Annotated in this window: 14 protein-coding genes; 12 read left to right on the top strand and 2 right to left on the bottom strand. The window is 61.5% G+C overall.

Going from position 1 to position 15,115, the window contains the following annotated elements; genetic code table 11:
- The first annotated feature begins 93 nt into the window (after positions 1-93).
- The 6 genes from msbA to murB are packed head-to-tail and all read left to right on the top strand — an operon-like array spanning position 94 to position 5,308.
- A complete protein-coding gene (gene msbA, locus OP495_RS02330; RefSeq protein ID WP_280566936.1) occupies positions 94-1,833 on the top strand; it encodes a lipid A export permease/ATP-binding protein MsbA in 1,740 nt (579 codons plus the stop codon).
- A complete protein-coding gene (gene lpxK / locus OP495_RS02325; RefSeq protein ID WP_280565224.1) occupies positions 1,830-2,822 on the top strand; it encodes a tetraacyldisaccharide 4'-kinase in 993 nt (330 codons plus the stop codon). Before msbA ends, lpxK begins: the two co-directional genes overlap by 4 nt.
- 3 nt (positions 2,823-2,825) lie before the next feature.
- A complete protein-coding gene (locus OP495_RS02320; protein WP_280561319.1) occupies positions 2,826-3,050 on the top strand; it encodes a Trm112 family protein in 225 nt (74 codons plus the stop codon).
- Positions 3,047-3,820 (top strand): 3-deoxy-manno-octulosonate cytidylyltransferase, encoded by a 774-nt coding sequence (kdsB, locus tag OP495_RS02315; protein ID WP_280566934.1) that lies wholly within the window; start codon positions 3,047-3,049, stop codon positions 3,818-3,820. The genes OP495_RS02320 and kdsB overlap by 4 nt, the downstream gene beginning before the upstream one ends.
- On the top strand, positions 3,817-4,320 hold the full coding sequence (locus OP495_RS02310; protein WP_280566932.1) for a low molecular weight protein-tyrosine-phosphatase: 504 nt from the start codon (positions 3,817-3,819) through the stop codon (positions 4,318-4,320). The genes kdsB and OP495_RS02310 overlap by 4 nt, the downstream gene beginning before the upstream one ends.
- Positions 4,307-5,308 (top strand): UDP-N-acetylmuramate dehydrogenase, encoded by a 1,002-nt coding sequence (gene murB, locus OP495_RS02305; protein WP_280566927.1) that lies wholly within the window; start codon positions 4,307-4,309, stop codon positions 5,306-5,308. Before OP495_RS02310 ends, murB begins: the two co-directional genes overlap by 14 nt.
- A gap of 161 nt (positions 5,309-5,469) precedes the next feature.
- Here the strand turns inward: murB and rne are convergent, their stop codons facing one another.
- Positions 5,470-8,985, bottom strand: coding sequence for a ribonuclease E (rne, locus tag OP495_RS02300; RefSeq protein ID WP_280566925.1), 3,516 nt, complete (start codon positions 8,983-8,985; stop codon positions 5,470-5,472).
- Between the two features lie 730 nt (positions 8,986-9,715).
- On the opposite strand from rne, the gene OP495_RS02295 reads away from it, so the two are divergent.
- From OP495_RS02295 to sppA, 3 genes are read left to right on the top strand one after another with little or no spacing between them, the layout of a single operon-like run.
- Complete coding sequence (locus OP495_RS02295) at positions 9,716-10,663, top strand: RluA family pseudouridine synthase (RefSeq protein WP_280566922.1); 948 nt, start codon at positions 9,716-9,718, stop codon at positions 10,661-10,663.
- A gap of 57 nt (positions 10,664-10,720) precedes the next feature.
- Positions 10,721-11,431, top strand: coding sequence for an HAD-IA family hydrolase (locus tag OP495_RS02290; protein ID WP_280566919.1), 711 nt, complete (start codon positions 10,721-10,723; stop codon positions 11,429-11,431).
- Positions 11,428-12,507, top strand: coding sequence for a signal peptide peptidase SppA (gene sppA, locus OP495_RS02285; protein ID WP_280561311.1), 1,080 nt, complete (start codon positions 11,428-11,430; stop codon positions 12,505-12,507). The genes OP495_RS02290 and sppA overlap by 4 nt, the downstream gene beginning before the upstream one ends.
- 16 nt (positions 12,508-12,523) lie before the next feature.
- Here sppA and OP495_RS02280 read toward each other — a convergent pair whose 3' ends face one another.
- Positions 12,524-13,105 (bottom strand): nucleoside triphosphate pyrophosphatase, encoded by a 582-nt coding sequence (locus OP495_RS02280; protein ID WP_280566917.1) that lies wholly within the window; start codon positions 13,103-13,105, stop codon positions 12,524-12,526.
- A gap of 122 nt (positions 13,106-13,227) precedes the next feature.
- Between OP495_RS02280 and OP495_RS02275 the strand changes: the two genes are divergently transcribed.
- Genes OP495_RS02275 through plsX form a run of 3 tightly spaced genes read left to right on the top strand, consistent with a single transcriptional unit; the run spans position 13,228 to position 15,113 of the window.
- A complete protein-coding gene (locus tag OP495_RS02275) occupies positions 13,228-13,755 on the top strand; it encodes a YceD family protein (protein ID WP_280561309.1) in 528 nt (175 codons plus the stop codon).
- 29 nt (positions 13,756-13,784) lie between these two features.
- Positions 13,785-13,955 carry a 50S ribosomal protein L32 gene (gene rpmF / locus OP495_RS02270; protein WP_040243667.1) on the top strand — a complete coding sequence of 57 codons (171 nt, stop codon included), beginning with the start codon at positions 13,785-13,787 and terminating at the stop codon, positions 13,953-13,955.
- A gap of 24 nt (positions 13,956-13,979) precedes the next feature.
- Complete coding sequence (gene plsX / locus OP495_RS02265; protein ID WP_280567052.1) at positions 13,980-15,113, top strand: phosphate acyltransferase PlsX; 1,134 nt, start codon at positions 13,980-13,982, stop codon at positions 15,111-15,113.
- Positions 15,114-15,115: the final 2 nt, after the last annotated feature.

Here is a 15,115-nt window from a genome sequence, read left to right as displayed (position 1 = left end):
CAACTGGCATACCGCCCTGCGGCTAATGCGCCACTTACTGCAGCAGTGCCCCCTTGAACGGGGCGAGCAAGCCTCTCAACCAGCGGAGACGCCGTGAGAAACGCTACCAGTTGGTCCCTTTACCGTCGCTTGCTGGGATATGTTAAACCGCATTGGAAGGCATTCATGGCCGCCGTGGTGGGATATGCCATCTATGCGGCCTCGAGCACCGCGTTGGCGGAAATGATGAAGCGCCTGATCGACGGCATCCAGAATCCCGATGCGGCCTTTCGCCTGATGTTGCCTCTGTTCGTGATCGGCATGTTCGCGGCGCGGGGCGTGGGGACATTCCTGGGTACCTACTACATGAGCGATGTGGCTCGTAATGTGGTGCATGCGTTGCGCTGCGAAGTGTTCAATCACATGTTGAGCCTGCCGGGGCGTTTTTTCGATATGCACTCCAGCGGCCATTTGTTGTCACGCGTCACCTACCATGTCGAGCAGGTGACCGGGGCCGCGACCAACGCCATCACTATCATCCTGCGTGAAGGCCTGTTCGTGATTGGCCTGGTCGGTTATCTCCTCTGGACCAACTGGATGCTGGCATTGCTCTTCTTGGCCGTCACACCGTTGATCGGGCTGGTGGTCAGTTACACCAGCAAGCGCTTCCGACGCTTGTCGCGGCGCATTCAGAATTCGATGGGCGATGTCACCCATGTCGCGTCCGAAGCGCTATCAGGGTATCGCGTGGTGCGTACCCACGGCGCCGAAAGCTATGAAAAGGCGCGTTTCGCCGAAGCTAGCGACTACAACCGCGAGCAGAGTATGAAGGTGGCGTTTACCAAGGCCGTCAGCACGCCGGTCATCCAGCTATTGGTGGCGCTTTCGCTGGCGGGACTGGTATGGCTGGCGATGGCGCCGGCCTTGATGGCCTCGATGACGCCGGGCGAGTTCGTGGCCTTCATCACCGCTGCGTCGTTGATGGCCAAGCCGGTGCGGCAGCTTACCGAGGTCAACAGCACGATCCAGAAGGGACTTTCCGCCGCGCAGGAGTTGTTCGGTCTTCTCGAGCAATCCCCCGAAGTCGACGAGGGCTCCTATGTGCCGACGCGCATCGACGGGCGTGTACATTTCGAAGGTGTTCGCTTTCGTTATGGCGAGGATCAGGCCGAGGTGCTCAAGGGGATCGATCTGGATATCCCCGCCGGAGAGATGGTGGCCATCGTGGGGCGTTCCGGTAGCGGCAAGTCGACCTTGGTGAGCTTGCTGCCCCGTTTCTATCGCCCTACCGAAGGGCAGGTGACGCTGGATGACGTAGATATCCAGACGTATTCGCTGTCGCCGCTGCGTCAGCGCATCGCGCTGGTCTCCCAGCAGGTAACGCTTTTTAACACCACCATCGGTGCCAATATTGCGTATGGGCACCCGGATTCCGATCGGGAAGCCGTCGAGCGCGCCGCACGCGCCGCCCACGCGCATGAGTTCATCGACCAGCTGTCGAAAGGCTACGATACCGTCGTCGGCGATAACGGAGTGATGCTGTCCGGCGGCCAGCGGCAGCGTCTGGCTATCGCGCGGGCCATTTTCAAGGATGCCCCCGTGCTGGTGCTCGACGAGGCCACTTCGGCGCTGGATACTGAATCCGAACGTTATATTCAGCAAGCGTTGGAAACGGTATGCCGTGGGCGCACGACCTTCGTCATTGCCCATCGCTTGTCGACCATCGAGCGCGCCGACCGCATTCTGGTCATGGAGCAGGGCGAGATCATCGAAAGCGGCACCCATACTGAATTGTTGGCGCAGGATGGTGCCTATGCTGCGCTTCACCAACTGCAATTCCAGGAGGCCGAGTGAGTCGCTTGCAGGATGCCTGGTACCGTGACGCGGCCTGGCTCATGCCGCTGCGTCCTCTGGCGGGGCTGTATGCTTCGGCCATGGGGGCGCGACGCAGGGCCTATCAGCGTGGCACGAAGACGGTCTGGGTACCTCCGGTACCGTTGATCGTGATCGGCAATCTTTCCGTGGGAGGAACCGGCAAGTCGCCCCTGGTGGCATGGATGGCGCGCTGGCTCGCCGAACGTGGCTGGCATCCGGGCATCGTCTCGCGCGGCTATGGCGGCCATGCGCGGCGTTATCCGCTATACGTGACGCCGGAAACCTCCCCGGTAGAAGCAGGCGACGAGCCGGTCATGCTGGCGGCCCAGACGGGGCTTCCCGTCGCGGTTGATCCCGATCGCCCACGTGCCGCACGCAAGTTGATCGCGGCCGGCTGCGACATCCTGCTGTCCGATGATGGGCTGCAGCATCTGGCCATGGGGCGCGATATCGAACTCGTGGTGGTGGATGGTGCGCGCGGCTTCGGTAATGGTCGCTGTCTGCCCGCGGGGCCGCTGCGTGAACCGCTTTCCCGATTGGAAGACGTCGATGCAGTCATCGGCAACGGCTCCCTGCAGCAGGACTTGCCGGTGCCTAACTACAGTATGCATCTGACGCCGTCGCGTTGGCGGCATCTGATTGATGACGTCTGTTATCCCATCGAGGGACGACCGTTCAATGGACGCGTGCATGCCCTGGCGGGGATCGGTCATCCATCGCGTTTCTTCGAGACACTGGCGGGACTGAACGTCGAATTCGACCCCTGTCCGTTGGCCGATCACCATCGCTTCGACGCCGCCGACCTGCAATTTTCCGATAATCGGCCGGTGGTCATGACGGCCAAGGATGCGGTCAAGTGTCGTCCTTTCGCACATGAACGGTGCTGGGTACTGGATGTCGAAGCGCATCCCGACCCGGCGCTCATGATCTGGCTAGAAGGCCGCTTGGCGGCGTTGACCGAGAGGTGAACCATGGATAAGCAAATGCTGGCAATGCTGGTGTGCCCACACTGCCAGGGCAAGCTCAAGTACGACCGCGAGCGCGGTGAACTCAAGTGTCACTTCGATGGCCTGGCATATCCCGTTGAAGACGACATTCCGGTGATGCTGGCAGAACAAGCGCGCCGCATGGATGCCGACGAGAAACTGGCCAAGACGCGTAGCGGTGCCGGAGAGGCGCGGGATGATGCGACATGAATGATGTGGTCGTGGTGATACCGGCGCGCTATGGCGCGTCACGGCTACCGGGCAAGCCCTTGTTGGATATCCACGGCGAGCCCATGATCGCACGCGTATGGCGACGTGCCTGTCAAAGCGGTGCCACGCGTGTGGTGGTGGCCACCGATGATGCGCGTATCGAGTCGGCCATGCGGCCCTATGAAGCCGAGGTCATGCTGACCGAGCGTGACCATCCCTCCGGTACCGATCGCCTCGCTGAAGTGGCGGCACGTCTAGGCTTGGATGTCGGTACCATCGTGGTCAATGTGCAAGGCGATGAGCCGTTCATTCCGGCGTCGCTGATCGATCAGGTGGCATGGCGTCTCGCCGACGATGCGAGTGCCTCGGTTGCCACCCTGGCGGAACCCATCGGTGACGTCGAGACCTTGTTCAATCCCAACGTGGTCAAGGTGGTGCGCGATCTATACGGGCGCGCCCTGTATTTCTCCCGTGCGCCGGTACCCTGGGACCGAGAGAGCTTCGCCCAGCGTCCCGATCATCTGGAGACCGATGCCTGGCTACGCCATATCGGACTCTATGCGTATCGTGCCGGTTTCCTGGCCGAGTATGTCGATTGGTTGCCGTCGTCGCTCGAGCAACTGGAGCAGCTCGAGCAATTGCGGGCCATGCATCATGGGCATCGCATTCAGGTGGCGCTGGCCTGCGAGGCCCATCCGGCGGGGATCGACACTCAGGAGGACCTCGAACGGGTGCGTCGCCTGATCGCCGAGGAGGAGGGCGCGACATGATCCGCATCCTCTTCGTGTGTCTGGGCAATATATGTCGCTCGCCCACTGCCGAAGGTATCGTCAGTGCGCGTCTGCATGCGGCGGGCCTTGCGGAGGCCGTGGCGCTCGATTCCTGCGGTACCGGGCGCTGGCATGTGGGCGAACCGCCCGACCCGCGTGCCCAGAAAGAAGCGCGAGCGCGAGGTATCGATATCAGCTCGCTATGCGCGCGCCAGCTTCGAGTCGACGACTTTCAGGCGTTCGATTACCTGCTGGCCATGGATGCAGACAACCTGGCTCATATGCGACGTATGGCGCCTGCCGACTGCCAAGCGCATCTCGGTCTGCTGCTGGATTTCGCAGGGACCCCCGAGCGCTCCGTGCCGGATCCGTATTACGGGCCGGGGGACGGGTTTGCCAATGTATTCGCCTTGATCGAGCAGGCTGCCGACGGCTTGATCGACACTTGCCGTCAATGCCTTGAAGTGCAGTGTTCGGAGCCGGGCGATGGCGCGCGCTGATGCCGCGACACTCGATAATACGCTAGGGTTGCCCTGTCGTGCACAACGTTTCATCGCGGCCACCACGCACGATGAGATACGCACTGCGCTGGTCATGGCAGAAGACGATGCGGTCCCGCTCAATATCGTGGGCGGCGCCAGCAATCTGATATTGGCGCCCCGTCTCTCAGGGGTGACCTTGCAGGTGGCGAGTGACGACTGGTGGTGGGAAGAAAGCGATGATCAGACGATTCTCGTATACGCCCAGGCGGGGATGCCCTGGCACGATCTTGTCACGGCATGTGTCGAACGCGGCTGGTGGGGAATCGAAAACCTGGCGTTGATCCCCGGCCATGTCGGTGCCGCGCCGATCCAGAATATCGGCGCTTACGGTGTCGAACTTGCCGACGTATTGGATGCGGTGCATGTCATGCACTGCGATGATGGCCGCGACGCCGTTTTCTCGCGCGATGATTGTGAATTCGCCTACCGTGACAGTATTTTCAAGCGCGCTTTGGCAGGGCGTGTCGTGGTAACGCAGGTGGTGTTGAGGTTGTCACGCCGCCCTGCGCCTCGCTTGGGTTACGGCGATCTTGCCAAGCGTGTTTCGGTTCATCCCGAGGTACAGGAGATCTTTGATGCCGTGTGTGCGGTGAGGCGAGAGAAGCTGCCCGACCCCGACGTGCTGGGTAACGCCGGCAGTTTCTTCACCAATCCTGTGCTCGAGGTAACTCAAGCCGAGTGTCTTCTGCGCGAATATCCGGCGATGCCGCATTTCCCGCAACCGGATGGGCGCGTCAAGCTGGCTGCGGGATGGTTGATCGAGCGCTGCGGCTTCAAAGGAACTCGCTGGGGCGCCTTTGGCGTGCATGAGCGCCAGGCATTGGTGCTGGTGCACTTCGGGGGTGGCGACAGGCAGGAACTATTGGCACTGGCCGATCATGTTCGCGATACCGTGTATCAGGTATTCGGGGTGTTGCTGGAGCGAGAACCCCGCCTGATGGGGTAGTGCGCCCGCGAAGTATCCACGTTCGCCAGTGTGTCTGGCGAAGGCTTGTGGCAATGCATTATTGAATACCCAGGTGAAGTGACCATAAAAAAACGCCTGAAGGCATCATCCTTCAGGCGTTTTTGTGTCCGGCAGGCGGCCGAGCCGGCCGCCTTGGGAACTTAGGCGTTGTCGTCGCCGCGGAAGAGATTTTCCTGGAGACGATGACGCTGTTCGCGCGGGTCGTTGTGGGCGCGACGGCGCTGACGCGGCGCGGTCGTTTCCTGGGGCGCTTGCGACGCTACCGTGGTAGTGGCTGCCGGAGCGGATGCCTCCTCGGCACGAGGTGTGGCTGTCGGTGCCGGAGACTCGGCTGGCGTCGCAGACGTTTCCTCGGTGCTGGTCGGGGCGTCGATCGAGGCCGGCGTTTCGTCCTTGGACGCCGTTGTGGGCGTCGCAGTCGAAGCCGAGCTGACCTGTGCTTCGGCGCTGTCCTTGGACGTTGTCGCAGCGGTCGTATCGGTGACGGTGACGTTCTCGCCCTCAGCTTGGGAGGACGGCGTCACGTCATCGTTTTCCGTCTTGTCATCGCTTGCCTGCGCCGCTCGGGGCTCGGTGGGCGTAGACGGCGCAGATGTCTCACTCGCGACCGGCGCGTCGCTGGCCTCGGGAGCCTGCTTCTCGGCCTGAGACGTTGGGCCGCTTTCCGCCTTGGGGGCTTCGGCGGTGTCGTCTGCATCTTCGGGCGCGGTGTGCGTCGGCGCCTGTGCCGGAGAGCCATCAGCGGGCGTTTGTGAAGAGTCTTCAGCGTGCGCTTGTGAAGAGCCCTCAGCGGGTGCTTCTTCCGATGTCGCCTGGGCGGCGGGGCGCTCGGCGTTGTCCGCTTTCGGCTCCGTGGTGTCGACTTGTGCCGCATCGTCTTTCGAGGCATCGGTAACACGACCGGTCGCCGGTGCCTCGGCCGGGGATGACGGCTTCGTGGCGTCTGCGCGGGGCGTGTCCGCCAAGTCGTGCTCGGCCGTGGCCGCAGGCTGAAGCTCGTCGGTCTGTGTCGCGGCCTCGGGCGTCGCTTCGGTCATGGCAGACGATGCTGCTTCGCTCGGTTTGGCACTCGCTTTGTCTTCTGTCGACGTGGCGGGCGAGACCGCAGCGCTGGAAGCTTCGCCCTTAACGTCTTGTGCCGGTTCACTTGCCGCTTCCTGCTGCTGAGCTTGCAGTTTTTCCTGCTCGGCGACGGATTGCGGGTTCACGGCATGCTTGCGACTGCGCTGGCGCGGGTTATTGCGCGTGCGCTTCGGCTTGCTGTCTGCCTTCGGCGTTTGGCCTTGTGCAGAAGAGGCTGAGGTCTTGTCATCGGGTGTTGCTTGTGATGTGGACTCCGACTTGGGCTTGTTGGCTTTGGTGTCTTTGGTGTCTTTGGTGTCCTTGTTTTCCGTGCGGGGCTTGTTGGATTTACCGGTGTTACGGGTTTCATTGCGCCCGTCGTTACGCGTGTTCTGCTTCGAGTTGTCGCCGTTACTGGCTTTTTCACTACGTTCGCCATTGTTCGACTTGCCGGAACCACGCGAAGGCTTTGAGTTGCGGTTGGACTGCGAGTTGTTGTTCTCTTCGCGACGGCCTTCGTTACGCGATGCCTGGCGCTCTTGTGATTCCTCGCCATTACGGCGCTGGCGGTTATTATTGCCTTTGCGGTTATTGTTGCCACTGCTGGAGGCTGTATCGCGGCGCGTCTCATCATTGTCGCGTGACGTTTGATTGTTGCGTGACGTTTGATTGTCACGTGACGTCTGACGCTGCTGCTTGTCGGCGGTCTTCTTGTCGCCTGAACGTCCCGCTTGGCTGTTGCCATTACGGTTGCGCTGTTGCGAGGAATCCGCCGTGGACGACTTGCTGGCCGCGCGTTTTGGCGACTCGGCACCGGACTCAGTGCCCTGTGACGGGGCGGCGCTATCATCGCCATTGAGCAGCTTGCCGAGGCCTTTCACCATGCGTGAGAAAAGCCCACTTTCGGGCGCTGTCGCAGGCGTCGTGGTGGCGCTTGCAGTACTCGATTTGCCTTGGGGCTCGGCGTCGGTCTGCAGCGAAGTAGGTGCCGGGGTATTGTGCGCGACGCTCTTGACAGCAGCTTCGGCGCGCTGCGCCGGCTTGTCGAAAACTGGATCGGGCTCGTGGGTATCCTCGGTTTCGGTGGCCAATTCGAAGCTCGAACGCTGGCCGTCTTCTTCATTGACTTGATCGTCGCGCAGACGCTGCATGTCGTAGTGCGGCGTATCCATGTCGGGGTTGGGCAAGAGAACGACCTGGACGGCTTGCCGTTGCTCGATGTCGTTGAGCACACTGCGCTTTTCGTTGAGCAGATAGGTTGCTACCGGTACTGGAAGCACCGCGCGAATCTGAGAGCTGCGCTCCTTCATGGCTTCTTCTTCGATGAGGCGCATGATGGACAGCGAGATGGAGCGTATATCGCGGATGGTGCCTTGACCGTTGCAACGCGGGCAGACCACGCCGCTGGTTTCGCCGAGCGAGGGCCGCAGGCGCTGGCGCGACATTTCCATCAGGCCGAAACGCGAGATGCGCCCGATCTGCACGCGGGCACGGTCGAGCTTGAGCGCATCGCGGATACGATTTTCCACTTCGCGCTGGTTCTTGGCTGGCGTCATGTCGATGAAGTCGATGACCACCAGGCCGCCGATGTCGCGGAGCCGCAATTGCCGTGCGATCTCGTCGGCGGCTTCGAGATTGGTCTGAAGCGCCGTTTCCTCGATATCGCTGCCGCGTGTGGCGCGTGCCGAGTTGATGTCGATGGATACCAGGGCTTCGGTGTGGTCGATGACCACGGCGCCGCCGGAGGGCAGTTTGACTTCACGCTGATAGGCGGTCTCGATCTGCGACTCGATCTGGAAGCGCGAGAAAAGCGGAACGTCGTCGGCGTAGAGCTTGATCTTGTTCTGGTAGGAGGGCATGACCTGGCGGATGAAATGCAGGGCTTCCTCGTGCACCTCGGGGCTGTCGATCAGGACCTCGCCGATATCATGGCGCAGGTAATCGCGCATGGCGCGAATGATGACGTTGGACTCGCGATAGATGAGGAAGGGGGCACTACGCTTGCCGGCTTCTTCGGTAATCGCTTCCCAGACTTGCACCAGGTAATCCATGTCCCACTGGAGCTCTTCGGGGGAACGCCCGATCCCGGCGGTACGCACGATGACGCCCATCTTGTCGGGAACGGTGAGCTGGCCCATGGCGTCCTTGAGCTGCGCGCGGTCTTCGCCCTCGATGCGACGCGAGATACCACCGGCACGGGGATTATTGGGCATCAGCACGAGGAAGCGCCCGGCCAGGCTGACGAAGGTGGTCAGCGCGGCGCCTTTGTTACCGCGTTCTTCCTTGTCGACCTGGACGATGACTTCCTGGTTTTCCTTGAGGACTTCCTTGATGTTGGGGCGCCCGGAAGGTTCTTTGGTGAAGTACTCCCGCGAAATTTCCTTGAGCGGGAGAAAACCGTGGCGTTCGGCACCGAAATCGACGAAGGCGGCTTCGAGGCTGGGCTCGATACGCGTGATGCGGCCACGGTAGATGTTGGCCTTTTTCTGTTCCCGGGCACCGGATTCGATGTCGAGATCGTACAGGCGTTGTCCATCGACGAGCGCGACGCGCAGCTCTTCGGGCTGTGTCGCATTGATGAGCATTCGTTTCATGCAAGTCTCACTGACTAAGCGTGCCGGTCTAACGACAAGGCGTGGTAACGGCGCGTCGAATCGTTTGCTTGCATGCTTGTGCTCACTGCATGTCGTGACGATGTCTTGGCGACCCGGAGGCCGTGGGCGACAAGACAGGCATACCAACGGTCGTCATCGCCCGCCGGGGACGATGCGCGTGATGATGATGGCCGCCGAATGCGGTGGACGAGGGGCCCGCCAGCGCTTCGAGGGGTGTTCAACTTCGTTATCCCGTTCGTATCGATCCTGTCGTATACATCCCTGAACACTGTAAGAGCATGTTGAGTACTCGGCGGAGGCAGGACGTGTCCCGGCGGGAGTGTGCCCGTCCGGCCCTGCGGTCATCCGCCAGACAGCTAGCAATAAGTCGATTCGGCGACGCCGGCCCCGGCACGGTGTTTATGTCACCCCGTGTGGTGGCGCCGACAATATCGTGCGCCCCTGGCGGGCATGGCGTTCCAGACGTTCGTTTCCCCAAGTGCGGCAATGATGTCGTCGCCAGCGGGGATGTCATGTTCTTCGTTCGGGCCTGCGTGTCTGTAGAGCAGGCGCAATTGACGGGCGCTTGATACCCATTTGAACGAGTCTCGAATATAACAGTAAAGCGATAACGCAGCAATTGGAGTCAAGCAGGTCTCGCTGCGGTAGAATGTTGGTTGGCGTCAAGTAGGCGACAATTCGGTGGCGATTCGTAAAGGAGAGGGTGCGCATGGCCGAGGGCCGCGACGTACAGTGGGTAGAAATAAGCGAAGGACAGGTCGGGCAACGTATCGACAATTTCTTGCGTACGCGGCTTAAGGGAGCGCCCAAGTCCTTGATCTATCGTATCGTGCGCAAGGGCGAGATTCGCGTCAACAAGAAGCGGGTCAAGGCGGACTACCGCCTGGTGCTGGGCGACATGGTCCGCATACCGCCGCTACGTCTGGCACCTGAAGAAGCCGTGCGCGACGTCAGTGACGGGCTACGCAACTTGCTGGCGGGCAGCGTGTTGGTCGAGGGCCCCGACTGGTTGGTGCTCAACAAGCCGGCCGGACTCGCCGTGCATGGCGGTAGTGGCGTGAAGATCGGGCTGATCGAGGCGTTGCGCCAGGTCCGTGACGATCTCGATTTCCTGGAGCTGGTGCATCGCCTGGATCGTGATACCTCCGGTTGTCTGTTGTTGGCCAAGTCGCGCGAGGCGTTGGTGACCTTGAATCAGGCGCTCAAGGCACATCAGATGGATAAGAAGTATCTGGCCCTGGTTCAGGGGCGCTGGCCGGCGCGGCGCGAGTTCGTCAGCGCCCGACTCGATCGCTTCAATGCGGGCAACGGCGAGCGTCGTGTGCGTGTCGATAAGCAAGGCAAGGTGTCGCGCACGCGTTTCGCCGTGCGCGAAGCATTCTCGCGTGTCACGCTGATCGAGGCCGAGCCGGTGACCGGACGCACGCACCAGATTCGCGTGCATGCCGGTCATGCCGGGCATGCATTGTTGGGGGATGACAAGTACGGTACTCGCGAGGGCGCACGCTTGGCGCGTGAGTTGAAGCTCGATCGTTTGTTCCTGCATTCCCATGCCTTGACCTTTCCCGAGCCGTCGAGCGGTCGCCCGGTGCACGTCAAGGCGCCGCTGGGGGAAACGCTCGAAGCGGTATTGGCGAGAGCGCGCCGTGCCAATTGATTGGTTCATGAGTCGCGAGGGTGCGGCCTCGAATAACGCCGATGAGAGGAAAGTGGGTTGCGCTATCGTTTAGTGATCTTCGACTGGGATGGCACCTTGATGGATTCTGCGGCGCGTATCGTCGCCTGCATGCAGGCAGCCGCGCAGGATATCGGCTGGACGCCGCTGTCGGATGCGGCGGTACGTGACATTATCGGGCTGGGGCTGCCGGAAGCCATCGCCAAACTGTACCCGGGTATGACTGCGGAGCAGCGTGAGCGTTTGCGCGAGCGTTACGCGGCACATTTCGTTGCCGCCGAGCGTGAGCCGATGCACTTCTTCGAGGGGGTAGCATCCGGCATGAAACACCTGCGCAGCGAGTCGAGCCTGCGACTGGCCGTGGCGACCGGCAAGAGTCGCCGTGGTCTAGAGCGTATCTTTACGAGCACAGGCAGTGGTGAATGGTTCCACGCGAGTCGTACGGCCGATGAAACGCTGTCCAAGCCGCACCCTCGCATGCTGGAAGAATTGCTGGCCGAGATGCGCTTGTCGCCGGAAGAGGCGTTGATGGTCGGCGATACCGAGTACGACATGGAGATGGCGCGGGCACTGGGCATGGATCGCGTGGCGGTGACCTATGGCGTGCATGCTCGTGAGCGCTTGGCGCGTAGCGAGCCGGTGCTGATGGCCAACACGTTCTCGATGTTGATGGATTGGTTGTATGTAGATCACCACGATGACATACGTGATACAGGAATGGGCACGGTGAGTCGGAGTGAAATCTCATGAGTGATGATAAACGCGAGGACGCTTGGACGCAGGGCGCCGAGGTCGGGCGTGCGCCGCGCGAACGCAATCAGGCCGACGAGTCCTTCGAGGAGTCGACAAGCGATCCCGAGCGCTTGCGCGAGCTTCGGCGTCTGCGTGAGCAGCGCATGCTCGATCGCTGGATCGATGGCGTGCTCGTCGAGCAGCGGCGTTCGCGGCGCTGGAAACTGTTCTTTCGTCTAGTGGTTGTGCTGCTGATTGCGTCGTCGCTGGCGATGACGGCGTACGCGCTATTCTTCGCCGGTCGCGACATGACCGGTAGTGTCGGTGCGCCCCATCTGGGCGTCGTCGAGGTCGACGGTGTCATCGATGCCGATGGTGAGGCCAGTGCCGAGCGCATCATCGAGGGGCTGCGTGCCGCGTGGCAGGCACCGTCGTCGCGGGCAGTAGTGCTGCATATCAATAGCCCTGGCGGTAGCCCGGTGCAGTCACAGCGTGTCTATGATGAAGTACGCCGTTTGACGGAAAAGGGCGACAAGCCGGTCGTGGCGGTGATCGAGGATATCGGGGCGAGCGGTGCCTATTACATGGCGTCGGCAGCGGACGATATCTATGCCGCCCCGGCGAGCCTGGTGGGCTCCATCGGTGTCATTTATTCCGGCTTTGGGATGCAGGAGGCCATCGACAAGCTGGGTATCGAACGTCGAGTTTTTACCTCCGGCGACAACAAGGCGTTTCTCGACCCCTTCTCTCCGATGCGCGATGAGCAGCGGGATTTCTGGCAGGACGTGCTGGATACCACCCATCGTCAATTCATCGAGGATGTCAAGGGCGCACGCGGCGAACGCCTGGCCGACGACCCAAGGCTCTTTTCCGGCCTGGTCTGGACCGGGGAGCAAGCGCTCGACCTGGGGTTGATCGACGGCTTGGAGAGCCTCGATGGATTGTCACGGGAGCGCTTCGATGATGTGCAACTGCATGATTATACGCCGGCGCTTGATCCCTTGAGCCGCTTGTCACGCCAACTGGGGCGTGTTGCGGCCGAGTGGGCCGGGGTCTCCAGCAATGCGTCGCCCGTGCGTTATCAGGTGCAATAATGACACCAGGCCGGTATCAGCCCAGCGGGTCGAGGCCGGCCTCGCGCAACATTTCACACAGACGTATCAGCGGCAGGCCGATCAGGGTGTTCGGGTCGCGTCCCTCGAGGCGCTCGAAGAGTGTGATACCCAGCCCTTCCATGCGAAAACTGCCGGCGCTATCCAGTGGGCGCTCCTTCTCGACGTAACGCTCGATCTGAGTGTCGCTGAGTTCGCGAAATACCACGTCGTAACGCTCGTGATCGACCCAGTGGCGCGCGTGGGCGGTATCGATTAGCGCGATGCCGGTTAGAAAACGAACGTGTCGGCCCGAAAAACGGTGCAAGTTGGCGCGTGCGGTGGCCATGTCACCGGGTTTGCCGAGTATCTCGCCGTCGAACATGCAGACCTGATCCGAGCCGATGATCAAGTGCTCGAGGTAGTCGTCGGCGAGCGCCGTGGCCTTGCCCAGGGCGAGGCGATGCACCAGGGCCTGGGGCGATTCACGAGCACGTGGCGTTTCGTCGATCTCCGGCGCGGCCCACGCATAAGGCAGTTCGAGCCGGTCGAGAAGCTGGCGGCGCCAACGGGAGCCGGAAGCGAGGACGAGGCGAGTCATGGCGTCTCCTTGAAAGACGATGGCGGGATGGCGCGTCAATACGCAGTCTGCCGCGCTCCGTTGGTTCTGTACAGTGCGCTTATTTTGACAGCGTCGGGGTGAGTCCCTATTATTGCGCGCCTATGTTGACCACACGACTTCCCAAGCAGGTCGAGCCTTATAAGCTCGCTGTCAATCGTGAACGTCTCGAAGGCCTGGCGGCACTCGATGCGATGTCGCGCCTTGGCGAAGAGATCGGCGCGCAGCAGGGCGACTGCGAGGTACGCCTGAGTTTCGATATCGATACGCAAGGGCGGCGCCTCATGGACGGCCAGCTCCTGGCGCAGGTGCAGATGCCTTGCAGACGTTGCCTGGAGCCCATGCCGGTGACGCTGGAGAGTCACTTCCTGCTGGGACTGGTCACCGATGATAGTCTGGCGAGTGACTTGCCGAGCGACTATGAGCCGGTATTGGTGGAAAACGAGCAGCTGAATCTTCTGCTGGTGGTCGAGGATGAGCTCATCCTGAGTCTGCCGCAGGTGATTTATCATGACGAAGCGGATTGCGCCGTTTCGCGCGATCAGTTGGAAAGCGGCGCTGATGCCGAGGTGTCGGAGCAGCGTTCTACAAGCCCTTTCGAAGTGCTGCGCAACTTGAAAGGCAAACTTTGAATCATCGTCGACACTCTGGAGTGTAACCCATGGCAGTTCAAAAAGTACGCAAGAGCCGTTCCAAGCGTGGCATGCGTCGTAGCCACGATGCGTTGAGCGCCCCGACTCTGTCTCAGGACAAGGAGACCGGCACCACGCATCGTCGTCACCACGTGGCGTCCGATGGTTTCTACCGTGGCCGCAAGGTCTTCGACGTTTAAGACGTCGAAGACGCGCACGTGACCGTGCGAATCGCTATCGATGCGATGGGCGGGGACCTGGGTCCCCGCGCCACCGTTATCGGCGCTCTCCAGGCGCTCGCCATGCACTCGAATCTCGAGATTCACATGCACGGCCCTCGCGACGCCTTGGAAGCCGAGCTAGAGTCCCTTCCTAAACGCCTTTCCGGCTATCGCTCCCGTCTCGTCCTGCAGCACGCGCCGCGTGTGATCTCACAGGCCATGCGGGTAGCGAACGCCGTGCGTGAGGCCGATGGGTCCAGCATGCTCGGTGCCATCGCGAGCGTTCGCGATGGCCAGGCACATGCCTGTGTCAGCGCGGGTAATACCGGGGCGTTGATGGCGTTGGCGAGGCGTGAGCTGGGCACGGTCAAGGGCATTGCCCGGCCTGCCATCAGCACGGCGGTGCCTACTCAGGGTGGCGGGCGGTGTTATCTGCTCGACCTGGGAGCCAATGTTGGTGTCCAGTCTCGTCATTTGGTCGATTTTGCGCGCATGGGCGCGATCATGGCGCGAGTGATCGATGATGTGGCGATACCGCGTGTGGCGCTGTTGAATATCGGTGTCGAAGCCAATAAAGGCGTGCCCAGCGTACGTGAGGCAGATGAAAATCTGCGCCAAGGGATGGCGTACCAGCAAGATGGCGATGGCTTCGAGTATATCGGCTACCTCGAAGGTGATGGCATCTTCTCGGGGGCGGCGGATGTCGTGGTGTGCGACGGTTTCGTGGGCAATGCGGTTTTAAAAGCCAGCGAGGGCTTGGCGACGATGTTGCTATCGCGTCTTCAGGAGACGTTCGAGGCGCATTTTGCCACGCGTGTGGTGCGTGCCATGGCAAGGCCTGCGTTACTACGTCTCAAGCGACGGCTCGACCCGGTACGCTATAATGGCGCTAGTCTGCTGGGGCTGTCGGGTATTGTCGTCAAGAGTCACGGCGGGGTCGACGCCAAAGGCTTTGCCTATGCCATTTCACGTGCAGTGCGCGAGGTCGACATGGACTTACCTTCGCATCTGGTACGGGAGTTGGGCGATGCGGTGCGTCCTGAGCCTTCTATCCTCTCGGTCGACCCCGATAGCGGTCGAGCGGATAGTGGGTTGGCGAGCGATGCTCAACCCGACGCCCCCCATCCTCAAAGGTGACT

The organism is Chromohalobacter sp. 296-RDG (assembly GCF_029889885.1).
Taxonomy (GTDB): Bacteria; Pseudomonadota; Gammaproteobacteria; order Pseudomonadales; family Halomonadaceae; genus Chromohalobacter.
The sequence above is the reverse complement of the archived record's forward strand: the minus strand, read 5'-3'. Positions and strand labels throughout refer to the sequence as shown.

Coding starts and splice junctions, on each gene's coding strand:
- OP495_RS02320 (WP_280561319.1), top strand. CDS start 2,826: ATGGATAAGCAAATGCTGGCAATGCTGGTGTGCCCACACTGCCAGGGC.
- kdsB (WP_280566934.1), top strand. CDS start 3,047: ATGAATGATGTGGTCGTGGTGATACCGGCGCGCTATGGCGCGTCACGG.
- OP495_RS02310 (WP_280566932.1), top strand. CDS start 3,817: ATGATCCGCATCCTCTTCGTGTGTCTGGGCAATATATGTCGCTCGCCC.
- murB (WP_280566927.1), top strand. CDS start 4,307: ATGGCGCGCGCTGATGCCGCGACACTCGATAATACGCTAGGGTTGCCC.
- rne (WP_280566925.1), bottom strand. CDS start 8,985: ATGAAACGAATGCTCATCAATGCGACACAGCCCGAAGAGCTGCGCGTC.
- OP495_RS02295 (WP_280566922.1), top strand. CDS start 9,716: ATGGCCGAGGGCCGCGACGTACAGTGGGTAGAAATAAGCGAAGGACAG.
- sppA (WP_280561311.1), top strand. CDS start 11,428: ATGAGTGATGATAAACGCGAGGACGCTTGGACGCAGGGCGCCGAGGTC.
- OP495_RS02280 (WP_280566917.1), bottom strand. CDS start 13,105: ATGACTCGCCTCGTCCTCGCTTCCGGCTCCCGTTGGCGCCGCCAGCTT.
- OP495_RS02275 (WP_280561309.1), top strand. CDS start 13,228: ATGTTGACCACACGACTTCCCAAGCAGGTCGAGCCTTATAAGCTCGCT.
- rpmF (WP_040243667.1), top strand. CDS start 13,785: ATGGCAGTTCAAAAAGTACGCAAGAGCCGTTCCAAGCGTGGCATGCGT.